At 69.7% G+C, this 11,851-nt stretch carries 10 protein-coding genes; 7 read left to right on the forward strand and 3 right to left on the reverse strand.

Annotation, left to right across the window (positions count from 1 at the left end; genetic code table 11):
- The 3 genes from JMF90_RS08150 to JMF90_RS08160 all read left to right on the forward strand — a co-directional run.
- Nucleotides 1-910: FAD-binding oxidoreductase (locus tag JMF90_RS08150; RefSeq protein WP_201325031.1), on the forward strand; the 910-nt coding region annotated here is incomplete at its 5' end.
- Entirely contained in the window at nt 907-1,953 is a 1,047-nt protein-coding gene (locus tag JMF90_RS08155) for an ABC transporter substrate-binding protein (protein WP_011548368.1), read from the forward strand. The genes JMF90_RS08150 and JMF90_RS08155, both read left to right, overlap by 4 nt.
- A gap of 169 nt (nt 1,954-2,122) precedes the next feature.
- Nucleotides 2,123-3,460, forward strand: a complete 1,338-nt coding sequence (locus JMF90_RS08160; protein ID WP_011548369.1) for an MFS transporter — start codon at nt 2,123-2,125, stop codon at nt 3,458-3,460.
- An 11-nt stretch (nt 3,461-3,471) separates the two neighbouring features.
- Here JMF90_RS08160 and JMF90_RS08165 read toward each other — a convergent pair whose 3' ends face one another.
- Both JMF90_RS08165 and JMF90_RS08170 read right to left on the reverse strand, forming a co-directional pair.
- Nucleotides 3,472-4,482 carry a 3-hydroxybutyryl-CoA dehydrogenase gene (locus JMF90_RS08165; RefSeq protein WP_011548370.1) on the reverse strand — a complete coding sequence of 337 codons (1,011 nt, stop codon included), beginning with the start codon at nt 4,480-4,482 and terminating at the stop codon, nt 3,472-3,474.
- Entirely contained in the window at nt 4,479-5,585 is a 1,107-nt protein-coding gene (locus tag JMF90_RS08170; RefSeq protein ID WP_011548371.1) for an NAD/NADP-dependent octopine/nopaline dehydrogenase family protein, read from the reverse strand. The genes JMF90_RS08165 and JMF90_RS08170 overlap by 4 nt, the downstream gene beginning before the upstream one ends.
- A 149-nt stretch (nt 5,586-5,734) precedes the next feature.
- Here JMF90_RS08170 and JMF90_RS08175 point away from each other — a divergent pair, with 149 nt between their 5' ends.
- Nucleotides 5,735-6,709 carry an AraC family transcriptional regulator gene (locus tag JMF90_RS08175; protein ID WP_011694656.1) on the forward strand — a complete coding sequence of 325 codons (975 nt, stop codon included), beginning with the start codon at nt 5,735-5,737 and terminating at the stop codon, nt 6,707-6,709.
- Nucleotides 6,706-7,743 carry a LysR family transcriptional regulator gene (locus JMF90_RS08180; protein WP_011694655.1) on the forward strand — a complete coding sequence of 346 codons (1,038 nt, stop codon included), beginning with the start codon at nt 6,706-6,708 and terminating at the stop codon, nt 7,741-7,743. Before JMF90_RS08175 ends, JMF90_RS08180 begins: the two co-directional genes overlap by 4 nt.
- A gap of 38 nt (nt 7,744-7,781) precedes the next feature.
- Here JMF90_RS08180 and JMF90_RS08185 read toward each other — a convergent pair whose 3' ends face one another.
- On the reverse strand, nt 7,782-8,900 hold the full coding sequence (locus JMF90_RS08185; protein ID WP_011694654.1) for a porin: 1,119 nt from the start codon (nt 8,898-8,900) through the stop codon (nt 7,782-7,784).
- Nucleotides 8,901-9,310: 410 nt separating this feature from the next.
- Between JMF90_RS08185 and JMF90_RS08190 the strand changes: the two genes are divergently transcribed.
- Both JMF90_RS08190 and JMF90_RS08195 read left to right on the forward strand, forming a co-directional pair.
- Entirely contained in the window at nt 9,311-10,714 is a 1,404-nt protein-coding gene (locus tag JMF90_RS08190) for an MFS transporter (protein WP_011694653.1), read from the forward strand.
- Between the two features lie 214 nt (nt 10,715-10,928).
- A partial coding sequence (locus JMF90_RS08195) for a PDR/VanB family oxidoreductase (protein ID WP_201325032.1) occupies nt 10,929-11,851 on the forward strand: 923 nt, incomplete at its 3' end.

The following is an 11,851-nucleotide window of genomic DNA, read 5'->3' on the forward strand; positions in this document are numbered from 1 at the left end:
CGATGGCGAATTCGTCGTGTCCGGCCACTTGCGACTCGCACGCAGCGACGCCGATCTCGATGCGCTCGACGCGTACGCCGTGCTCGCCAGCGAACACGGCTTGCCGCTGCAGGTGATGCGCGGCGACGCGTTCCGCCGCCGCTACCCGTGGCTCGGCCGCGCGGCGCTCGGCGGCTCGCTGTGCGAGACCGACGGCCATGCGAACCCGCGCGTCGTGTCGCCCGCGTTCGCGCGCGCGGCCCGCACAGCGGGCGCGGACGTGTTCGAGCACACCGCCGTCGATGAGGTTCATCACGACGGCACGCGTTTTCACTTGCAAGCGGGTGGCCGCGCGCACACCGCGACGTGGCTGATCAATTCGGCGGGCGCATGGGCGAACACGATCGCCGAACGCTTCGGCGAAGCCGTACCGATGGAGCCGATCTACCCGAACATGTGGGTGACCGAGCCGCTGCCGCCGTTCATCGCGCACAACCTCGGCGTGTATGGCGGCGGCGTGTACGCGCGGCAGGTCGCGCGCGGCAACTGCGTGATCGGCGGCGGCCGGGGCCGCGGCGACGGCGAGTTCGGCCAGCCGTCGGTCGATACGACGCGCGTGGTGATGCGCGATGCGTGCGCGCTGTTGCCCGCGCTGCGCGACGCACTGCTGATCCGCACGTGGAGCGGCGTCGAGGGCTGCACACCCGACCACAACCCGATCATCGGCGCGAGCCGCACCACGCCGAATCTGCTGCATGCGTTCGGCTTTTCCGGCGGCGGCTTCCTGCTCGCGCCGGGCGTCGGCGACGTGCTCGCCGATCTCATCACCACCGGCGAAACCGCGACGCCACTCGATGCATTCTCGATCGGCCGCTTCTTCCCGCAAGCCGTGCCGACCGCCCCTTTCCGTCAAGAGGAAACCCAAAGATGAAACTGCTCGGAACGATCGCGGCGGCCGCCGCCCTCTGCATCGCAGGCGCCGGCGCGCCCGCGTTCGCGCAAACGAAGACGATCTACGTCGGCATGAACGGCGGGCCGATGGAGAAGGCCTATACGAGCCAGGTGCTGCCCGACTTCGAGAAGGCGAACAACGTCAAGGTGGTGATCGTGCCCGGCACGTCGTCGGACGTGCTCGCGAAGCTGCTCGCGAACCGCAACAAGCCGCAGATCCACGTCGCGTTCCTCGACGACGGCGTGATGGCGCGCGCGGTGAGCCTCGGCGTGTGCCAGAAGCTCGACGATTCGCCGGTGCTCAAGGAGCTGTACCCGTTCGCGCGGATGAAGGACGACGTCGGCGCGGGCGTGCAGCTCGGGATGACCGGCATCGCGTACAACAAGAAGCTGTTCGCCGAGAAAGGCTGGGCGCCGCCGACCTCGTGGATGGATTTCGCCGATCCGAAATACAAGGGCAAGGTCGTGTTCCAGTCGGCGTCGAGCAGCACGTTCGGGCTGCACGGCTTCCTCGCGATCAACCGGCTGCTCGGCGGCAACGAGCAGAACGTCGAGCCCGGCTTCGGCAAGTGGGCGAGCACGGTCGGGCCGAACGTCGTCGAGTACATCCCGAACTCGGCGAAGATCTCAGAGATGGTGCAGACCGGCGAGGCCGGCCTGTTCCCGCTCACGCCGACCGGCGTCGGCGACCTTCAGGACAAGGGCATCCCCGTCGCGTATGCGAACCCGAAGGAAGGCCCGGTGCTGCTGCTCGTCGACCTGTGCGTGGTCGCGAACAATCCCGATCCGCAACTCGCGCAGAAGCTCGCGCAGTTCCTGCTGTCCGCGCCCGCGCAGACGAAGGCGGCCGAGGCCGGCAAGCAGATTCCGACCAACCGCCTCGCGAAGATGCCGGCCCCGATGCAGCAGAGCCTCGGCAACGTCGACGACCTGGTGCGCAAGGTGACGGTGGTCGACTGGACCGCGATCAATGCGCGCCGCGCGCAGTGGGATACGCGGTGGAACCGGCAGATCGAGCGGTGACGGGCCCCGGCGCGCGCTGGCACGGCCCCGCGCGCCCCGACCATCATTTGCGGGAGTGATGACACTTCCCTTTTTCTGCGGATTTGACCGGGGAGCGGCGGGCCGACAACACTAGCCCGCAGTGCCGCACGAGACGGCACGCGCCCGCCTCCCCCTTCAGAGTTCCGCCATGTACCCGACCGACACCGTGCAATCCCCGAGCGCCGTCCGGCCGCTCGCCGACCGGCAACTGCGCCGGATCGTCATCGCCTCCGTCGCCGGCAACGCGATGGAGTGGTACGACTTCTTCGTATACGGCACGGCCGCGGCGCTGGTGTTCGGCCACGTGTTCTTCCCGCCCGGCGCATCGCCGCTCGCCGGCAGCCTCGCCGCATTCGCGGCGTTCGCGCTCGGCTTCGTCGCGCGGCCGCTCGGTGGGATCGTGTTCGGCCACGTCGGCGATCGCTACGGACGCAAGGCGTCGCTCGTCTGGACGCTGCTGATCATGGGCGCGTCGACCTTCGCGATCGGCCTGCTGCCGACCTATGCGCAGGTCGGCCTGTGGGCGCCGGCCGCGCTCGTCGTGCTGCGCCTGCTGCAGGGCATCGCGTCCGGCGGCGAATGGGGCGGCGGCGTGCTGATGATCAGCGAGAACGCGCCGCCCGAGCAGCGCGGCTACTACGCGGCGTGGAGCCAGCTCGGCGTGGGCGGCGGCTTCGTGCTGTCGTCGGCCGCGTTTCTCGCCGCGCAGGCGCTGCCGGACGACGCGTTCCGCACGTGGGGCTGGCGGCTGCCGTTCCTCGCGAGCGTCGCGATCTTTGCGATCGGCATCTATATCCGCCGTCATCTGCCGGAAAGCCGCGACTTCGAGCAGGCCGGCAAGCGCGGCGCACACGCGCATTTGCCGATCGTCGAGTGCATCCGCCGTCACCCGAAGGAAATCCTGCTCGCGATGGGGCTGCGCGTGGCCGAGAACGGCGGTGCGTACATCTTCCTCGCGTTCTCGCTCGTCTACGGCAAATACCTGGGGATTCCGAACGGCACGATGCTGACCGGCGTGATGATCGCGATGATCGTCGAGATGGGCGCGATGCTCGCCTGGGGCCGGCTGTCCGACCGGATCGGCCGCAAGCCCGTGTACCTGATCGGCGCGCTGAGCCTCGTCGCGTGCGCGTTTCCGTTCTTCTGGCTGCTCGACACGCGCGTGACGCCGCTCGTATGGCTCGCGTTGACGATCGGCACGGCGGTGAGCCACGGCGCGATGATCGGCACGCTGCCCGCGCTCGTCGGCGAGCTGTTCAGCACCGAAGTGCGCTATTCGGGCGTCGCGCTCGGCCACGAAGTCGCGTCGATCTTCGCGGGCGGGATGTCGCCGCTGATCGCGACCGCATTGCTCGCGCGCTATCACGCGTCGTGGCCGGTGTCGCTGTTCCTGATTGCGCTCGGCCTCGTCACGGTCGCGACGCTGTGCGTGATGCGCGAGACGCGCACCCCGCCCGCCGACGGTTCGCGCGGCGACCCGGCATGAGCGCGCGCCGCTCAGCGCCCGGCGTCGCGCCGCGCGCTGTCGAACGCCGGCGCCAGCCCGAGATGGTCGAGCAGCCGCGCGAATTCGCCGAGCCGCTGCCGCATGTACGCGGGCACGTCGACCGCCGCATAGTCGTGGAAGCCGGCACCCGTGCGCACGCCGTCGCGCCCGGCTTCCATGTTGCGCACAACGCTCGCGGCCGGCGCGAAGCGCGGGCCGATCTCGCCGGCCAGGTACCGCGACGCGTAGTACAGGATGTCGCAGCCGCCCCAGTCGATGAATTCGAGCAGCCCGAGCACCGCGAAGCGCGGGCCGAAGCCGGTGCGGATTGCGGTGTCGATGTCCTCGGCGCTGGCCACGCCTTCCTCGACCATCCGCGCGGCCTCGTTCATCGCGAGCGCCTGGATGCGCGGGACGATATAGCCGGGCGCCGGCCCGCAGATCACCGGCTTCTTGCCCACGCGCTCGAGCAGCGCCGCGAGCACGTCGACGACGGTTTGATCCGTTGCGTCGCTGCGGCTCACCTCGACGAGCGGCATCAGCAGCGCGGGGTTCAGCCAGTGCGCGTTCAGCATCCGCGCCGGGTGCGCGACGTGGCGCTGCAATTCGGTGACGACGAACGTCGACGTGGTCGACGCGATCGTTGCATGCGCATCGACGTGTCGACCAAGCCAGCGCAACGCGTCGGCCTTTGCTTCGAGCACTTCGGGCAGCGCCTCGAACACGATGTCGGCATCGCACACCGCATCGGCCGCGCCGTCCCGCGCCACCAGCGTGATTCGCGCGGCGACGGCATCCGCCTGCGCGTTGTCGATGCGGCCCAGCGCGATCTGCGCATGCAACGGCCGGGTGATCTCGTTGCGCGTGCGATCGTCGAACGCGCGCCAGCCGGCCGCATCGCGCGGCTTGAAGTCGATCAGCGTCACGTCGAGGCCCGCGAACGCGAACACGAGCGCGATGCCCTGCCCCATGCGTCCCGCGCCGAGCACGTGGATGCGCGTCACATCGGCGGCCGCCTTCATGCCGAATACCCCGCGTCGAGCAGCGCGCGCAGCGCATCCTTCGACAGCGCCGCGAACCCGAGCCGCTCCAGCGTGCGCCCTTCCGCATACAGGTCGCGCACGGCGACCGCGCTCGCGATGCTCAGCAGCCCCTGCGCGACGGGCGTCGGCACGCCGGCCCAGCGCCCGCACGACACGATGAACGACAGCCCGAGCCGGGTGTCCTCGAGCATGTAGCGATGCGTGCGCAGATCGATCTTCTCGCGCCAGTCGCCGCTATCGGTCAGCTTGCCGTGCGCGCCGCGCCCGTACATCCACTCGTCGCCGTCGGTCGCGTAGTGATCGGCGAGCGGGAAATGCGGCGCACGGTAGCCGAGCGCTTCGCGCACCGCGATGCGTTCGGCGTCGAGCGCGTTCGTCACGCGGCGGATCGACGGCTGCGTGCCTTCGTTGTGGATGTCCCACGCGTCGAAGTGTTCGAGCGGCCCGGCGTTCATCAGGATCAGCGGCGGATGGATCACGGGGCCCGCGTTCATCAGTGCACCGGACAACGCATCCTCGACCGGCTCGACCGACGGATAGCCCGCGCGCAGCACGTCGAACGCCCAGCCGGCCGCGTTCGCCGGCCACACGCCGGTCGGCAGACGCGTCGCGTACGCGCTGATCACGACCTCGTTGTCGCCATGCTTGCGCACCAGGTACGGCAGCGTGCCGGTTTCGGCGAACGCGACGCGCGCACGGTTGCCGGCGTCGGCGGCCGCGCGGGCAAACACGACGCTGCCGAACGTGCCGGGCGGCAGGAACACGACCTGGCCATCCTCCAGCAGCGGCGCGACCTGCGCGGCGAGCGCGTCGTGCGACGTGGCCGGCAGCGGCACCACGACGAGCCGCGCGCCGCGCAGCGCGGCGGCCAGATCGTCGGTCAGGCGGATCGCGCCCGGCGCGTCGCCGAGCGGCACCGCGCGCTTGCCGCGATAGTCGGTGACGTTCAGTACGCCAAGCGCGCGCAGCCGCGCATGCGGCTCGCGATCGCGCCGCCACCACGTCACGTCGTGGCCTTTTTCGAGCAGGTCGATGGCCGCCGCATGGCAGCCGTGGCCGCCGCCCAGAACACATACCTTCATCGTTTTCTCCCGGTGATCGAGTATGTCCGAGACTACGCGGGCACTTGCACCGCGTCGCTTCAAAACGCGCAACGACGCGCCCGTTCGCGCAACGCAATCGCGGTGCGGCGGATGCCGCCGCGCCCCTGCATCCGCCACGAGGTCTACGAATGGACATCGCCCTTTCCCGCCATGCGCCGAACCGGCTCGGCACGCTGCAGGCGCCCGACGAAGTCGAACGCGCGGTCGCGCACCGGCTCGGGCCGCACCGGATGGCCGCGTCCGGCCGCGATCCGTTTCACGCGGAGCTGTACGAGGTGCCGCTGCATCACGGCGCGCTGCTCGAACTCTGCTACGGCCGCGAAACGCGCATCGAGTTCGGCGACGACGCCGATCACTTCCTGTTCCGGCTGACGCTCGCCGGTGCGTGCGAACTGCAGGCCGGCAACGTCGTCGCGCGCGCCGGCCCCGGCGCGCTGACCGTATCGTCGCCCGCGCTTCCGAGCCGTCTGCGCACGAGCCCCGATTGCCGCAACCTCGTGCTGCGGCTCGAACGCGGCGCGCTCGAGCGCAAGTTGCAGGACATGCTGCAGGCAACGCTCACGCGGCCGCTGCAATTCGATCTCGCGGCCGGCGGTGCCGGCGCGGGAGCCGCGCTCGTACGGCCGACCTTCGAATACCTGTGCCGGCTCGGCGCACAGCCGGGCATCGGTGCGGCGTCGCCGGTGTTCGGCGCCGACCTCACCGCGTGGCTGATGTCGCTGCTGCTCACGCACCTGCCGCATTCGTACAGCGACGCGCTGCGACGCGGCACGCCGCCACTGCCCGCGCACGTGCGCCGTGCGTGCGCTCACGTCGATGCGCACCTCGGCGAACCGCTCGCGCTCGCCGCGCTGGCGGCCGTCGCCGGGGTCGCGCCGCGCACGCTGCAACATGCGTTCCGCGCATTCCTGCACACTTCGCCGGCCGCGTACGTGCGCGAGCGCCGGCTCGCCGCCGTACACGCGGCGCTACAGCGCGGCGACGCGCGCAGCGTGACCGACGTATTGATCGCGCACGGCATCCATGGCTTCGGCCATTTCGCGAAGGCGTATGCACGGCGTTACGGCCACGCGCCTTCCGTCACTGCGAGGCAGACACGATGACGCTCTCCGCTCCCGGCCGCCCCGCGGCACCAACCCGCCCCGAACCCGTGCCGCACGACGGCGACGCGTCCGACGGCCTGCGCGTGCAGGATCTCGATCTCAACCTGTTGAAGACGTTTCGCGCGGTGTATGAAGCCCGGCACGTCGGCCGCGCGGCGCTGCGGCTCGGCGTCACGCAGCCGTCCGTCAGCTACGCGCTCGGCCGGCTGCGGCTGATGTTCCGCGACGCGCTGTTCGTGCGCACCGGCACCGGCGTCGAGCCGACGCCGCGCGCGCAGCGGCTCGCGATCTCGGTCGACAAGGCACTCGCGATCCTGCAGGACGTGCTCGACGAAGGCTCGCGCTTCGCGCCCGACAGCACGCAGCGCGTGTTCCGCCTGCACATGAGCGATTTCGCGGCGAGCGCGTTCCTGCCGACGCTGCTCGCCGCGTTCGACCGGCGCGCGCCGGGCGCCGTGATCGAGACGCTGCACGTCGACGAATGCCAGCTCAACGTCGCGCTCGAATCGGGGCGCATCGACTTCGCGCTCGGGCATTTCGCCGATGCGTCGAGCCACTTCCAGCGCACCGCGCTGCTGCACGAGCGCTGCGTGCTGCTGATGCCGCGCCGCACCGCGCAGCGCGTCGGGCTGCCCGACGATTTCGTGCTCGACGGCGCGGCGCCCGACACGCTGCGCTTCGTCGCCGTCACGTCGCATCCGCAGTCGATGCAACTGCTCGAACGACACGAACTGATGCCGCGAGTGCGCGCGGCGCTGCCGGATTTTCTGGTGGTGCCGGCGTTGCTGCAGGACGGCGACTACGCGCTGATCCTGCCGGAGACGATCGCGATCACGTTCGCGGCACGCCAGCCGTGCGTGCTGTACGAGATCGCCGGCGCCGGCGAATGGGCCGTCAACGCGTACTGGCACCGCCGCTTCGATGCGGACCCGGGTCATTGCTGGCTGCGCGCGCTGCTGCTCGAACTGTTCAATATCGGCGAGCAGGCGCCGTTCGACGCATGGCTCGCGCCGCAGCCGCCCGCCTGCGCGTAGCGGCGCGAGCGGACACGAGCACGGGCCCGCCGAGACGCTCAGAACGACGTGAGGATGCCCGCGACGAGCGAACTCGCGGTCGCGCCCGGCTTGGCCACGGCGACGCCGCCGCCGGCCGCGCCGTTGACGACGAAGCGGGCATGCGCGCCGTTGCGTACCATCGCGGCGCCCGTGTACAGCACCGTGCGCTTCGACAGCGGATAGTCGAAACGAATGCCGTACGAATCGGCATTGCCGTCGCTGTCGGCCACCTTCCGGTAATGGCCGACGCTCAGCAGCAGCGACGCACGCCCGATCGGCACCGTCGCGCTGAGCTCCATGATGTCGCTGTGCGGATACGCGCTCTGGCTGTCGATCGCGGTCGCGACATCGGGGCCGCCGCGATGGCGCAGGTACAGCGCGGCCACCTTCACGACGTTGAAGTCGTACGAAATCGCGCCGAGCGTGTAGTTGCCGTTCGCGGCCGCGCTCGTGGCGCCGAGCGTGGGCGCCGCAACCGGACTGAACTTCTGCTGCATGTAGTCGACGTCGACCGACAGCCCTCCACGCACGTAGTTGAGGCCGGCGCCGTACGTATCGCCGAGCGTCGCCGGCTGCCCGGCCGCGCCGTTGGTGCCGCGCGCGGCCATCGCGCGCAGCAGGAAGCCCGCGTAGCGCGGCGACGTGTAGCGCATCGAGTTGCGTACGCGCAGGAACGCGGGCCCGACGAAGTTGTTGGTCGCATTGCCCCAGGCGAGCCCCGCGCCGAGCCCGGGCAGGCTGTACGTGACGAGCGTCGTATGCAGGATCGTGTAGAGCTCGCCGAACTGCACGCCGCCGAACGGCCCCGTGATGCCGACCCACGCTTCGCGGCCGAACAGCGCGCTGCTGTTCGACAGCGCGCCGCTCGCCGCGTTGAAACCGTCCTCGAGCTTGAAGATCGTCGCATAGCCGCCGCCGAGATCCTCGACGCCCTTCAGCCCCCATTGCGACGCCCACAGGTTGCCGCTGCCCATGCGCGTCACGTGGTTCGGCCCGGCGTTCGCGTATTCGATCGCGGTGTCGATGCGGCCGTAGAGCGTCACGCTCGATTGCGCGGCGGCCGGCAGCGTCATGCACGCCAACAGCGCGGCAAGCGGTACGGCAAGCCGGAGGGCTCGCCCGTTCGGATGGTTCATCTGCGTCGTCCCGTAGAAGTTGCGGCGCCTGTCGGCATCGCGCCGCTTGATGTGAAGCGCGTTCGCTTCCAGAGGCGAACGCTGCCGATCAAAACCGGGCCGAGTCTAGGAACGACAATTTCGGACGTCGACGCAATGCGCTCTATAACGCTTATAGATGTGCCGCATGAGGCATGCGGGCCCCGCCGCACGCGCGCTGCGCGGCGGCCCGCGCGCACGGTCTCGGTGTTTTCTTTATCCGGGTCGGTAAATGTCCGTGTGGCGCGGCTGTCACTCCGGCTATGGCCGCCGAATTTGGCCGACTACGCTGCGTTTCCGATCGTGTCATCCGCACGCTTTCGCGCCGCGACGGCGCCCGGCCCGCCAGGCCGATGCCGCGCTTTTCCACCGCCCGCTCCTGGAGAACCCGCATGTCCGCATCCACGGCCCGCGCTGCCGACGGCAAGCGCTATACGTACGAATGGTATGTCGTCGTCATCTGCATGCTCGCGTACATCTTCTCGTTCGTCGACCGGCAAGTCCTCGTGCTGATGATCGAACCGATCAAGCGCGACCTGCATCTGTCCGACACGCAGTTCAGCCTGCTCAACGGCTTCGCGTTTTCGCTGTTCTACGCGGTGATGGGGCTGCCCGTCGCGTATCTCGCCGACCGCTATGCGCGCCCGCGCATCATCTCGCTCGGCATCGCGCTGTGGAGCGTCGCGACCGCCGCGTGCGGGATGAGCCAGCACTTCGTGCACATGTTCGTCGCGCGGATGGGGGTCGGCGTCGGCGAGGCCGCGCTGTCGCCCGGCGCGTATTCGATGCTCGCCGACTACTTCCCGAAGGAGAAGCTCGGGCGCGCGGTCGCCGTGTATTCGCTCGGCTCGTTCATCGGCGGCGGCATCGCGTTCCTGATCGGCGGCTACGTGATCGCGCTGCTCAAGCATGCGAGCGCATTCACGCTGCCGGTGGTCGGACAGGTGCATGCGTGGCAGGTCACGTTCCTGATCGTGGGGCTGCCGGGCATCCTCGTCGCGCTGCTGTTCGCCGCGACCGTGCGCGACCCGCAGCGCAAGGGGCTCGCGCAGGACCGCTCGGGCGCCGTGCGGCGCGTGTCGATGCGAGATTCGCTGCGCTTCGTCGGCACGCACCGCGCGACCTTCGCGTGCCATTACCTCGGTTTCTCGTTCTACGCGATGGCGCTGTACTGCCTGCTGAGCTGGACGCCCGCGTTCTATATCCGCCGCTTCGGGATGACGGCCGTCGAAGCCGGCTACACGCTCGGCATCGTGCTGCTGGTCGCGAACACGGCCGGCGTGTTCTGCGGCGGCTGGCTCAACGACTGGCTGCTGCGGCGCGGCCGTAGCGATGCACCGATGCGTGCCGGCGCGATCGGCGCCGCGTGCATGGTAATCCCCGCGACGCTGTTCACGCAGCTCGACAGCCTGCCGGCGTCGCTCGCGATGCTGGTCGTCGCGATGTTCTTCGCGTCGTTCCCGATGCCGACGTCGACCGCCGCGATGCAGACGCTCGCGCCGAACCAGATGCGCGCGCAGATCTCCGCGCTGTTCCTGCTCGTGTCGAACCTGATCGCGCTCGGGATCGGCACGACCGTCGTCGCGCTGTTCACCGATCGCGTGTTCGGCGCGCCGGCCGCGGTCGGCCATTCGATGTCGATCGTCAACGTCGCGGCGGCCACGCTCGCCGCGCTGCTGCTCGCCGCCGGCTGCCGCCACTATCGCCGCAGCCTCGAGCGCGAACGCGGTCATGCGGCGGCATCGGCTTCGGCTGACGCGGCCGTCGACGGCGGCAACGCCATTGCCGCGCGCTGAAGTCGCGCGGTTCACCGATCGCGTGGTCGGCGCACCGGCCGCGCGATCGCCGCCACGCTGACCGGCGACAATCGGCACGCCACCATCATCCATCCCGCTTATTCCAGCATCGCTTTTTAATCGATTTGATTTATGTGATGCGCGTCCCTATTCTCGATCGCATGACGGCGCGGGGCTCTGCCGCGCCGCTTTCCTCTACCCCACGGAATTTCCCATGCAAGCGAACCGCCACCAGGTCCGGATCGACGCGCTGATCGACGCGGCGCAGGACATCCGCTGTTTCCGGGTCTCGCGCGTCGACGGCCAGCCGTTCGACGCGTACGAACCGGGCGCCCATATCGACGTCACCGCGCCATCCGGCGTCACGCGGCAGTACTCGCTATGCGGCAACCCCGACGAGCGCGGCAGCTATCTGTTCGCGGTGAAGAAGGAAGCGCAGTCGCGCGGCGGCTCGCGTTCGCTGCACGACGACGTGAGCGTCGGCGCCGAGTTGTCGATCGGCACACCGCGCAACCTGTTTCGTCTGACCGATGACGCGAGCGAGCACGTGCTGGTCGCGGCCGGTATCGGCATCACGCCGCTGCTGTCGATGGCGTATGCGCTGCACAAGCGCGGCGCGCGCTACCGGTTGCATTACTTCGCACGCAGCCGCGCGCATGCCGCGTTCGTAGACGCATTGTCGGTCGAACCGTTCGCATCGCACGTGACGTTCCATTACGGCGTCGAGCCCGATGCGCTCGCGGCCGAACTGGGCCGCTGCGTCGAGTCGATCGACCCGACAGCGCATGTCTACACGTGCGGTCCCGGGCCGTTCATGGATGCCGTCGTCGCGGCCGCGGCCCGGCGCATCCCGGAAGACGCGATTCATCTCGAACGCTTCGCGGCGGAACCGTCCGAGACCGTCACCGCCGCGCATGCCGCTCCGGCGGAAGGCTTCGAAGTGCGCCTGCAACGCAGCGGCCAGTCGGTGCGCGTCGCCCCCGATACGTCGATCGTCGACGCACTCGCGCAGATCGGCATCGAGGTCGATACGTCATGCGGCGAAGGCGTATGCGGCACCTGCATGGTGCCGGTGCTCGACGGCGAGCCCGATCACCGCGACCACTGCCTGAGCAAGGCCGAGCGCGCGAGCAATAC

It is taken from the genome of Burkholderia sp. E168m23 (assembly GCF_016586125.1).
GTDB classification, from domain to species: domain Bacteria; phylum Pseudomonadota; class Gammaproteobacteria; order Burkholderiales; family Burkholderiaceae; genus Burkholderia; species Burkholderia orbicola.

Excerpts from the sequence above, each read along its gene's own strand:
- JMF90_RS08155 (WP_011548368.1), top strand. The coding sequence starts at position 907 with ATGAAACTGCTCGGAACGATCGCGGCGGCCGCCGCCCTCTGCATCGCA.
- JMF90_RS08160 (WP_011548369.1), top strand. The coding sequence starts at position 2,123 with ATGTACCCGACCGACACCGTGCAATCCCCGAGCGCCGTCCGGCCGCTC.
- JMF90_RS08165 (WP_011548370.1), bottom strand. The coding sequence starts at position 4,482 with ATGAAGGCGGCCGCCGATGTGACGCGCATCCACGTGCTCGGCGCGGGA.
- JMF90_RS08170 (WP_011548371.1), bottom strand. The coding sequence starts at position 5,585 with ATGAAGGTATGTGTTCTGGGCGGCGGCCACGGCTGCCATGCGGCGGCC.
- JMF90_RS08175 (WP_011694656.1), top strand. The coding sequence starts at position 5,735 with ATGGACATCGCCCTTTCCCGCCATGCGCCGAACCGGCTCGGCACGCTG.
- JMF90_RS08180 (WP_011694655.1), top strand. The coding sequence starts at position 6,706 with ATGACGCTCTCCGCTCCCGGCCGCCCCGCGGCACCAACCCGCCCCGAA.
- JMF90_RS08185 (WP_011694654.1), bottom strand. The coding sequence starts at position 8,900 with ATGAACCATCCGAACGGGCGAGCCCTCCGGCTTGCCGTACCGCTTGCC.
- JMF90_RS08190 (WP_011694653.1), top strand. The coding sequence starts at position 9,311 with ATGTCCGCATCCACGGCCCGCGCTGCCGACGGCAAGCGCTATACGTAC.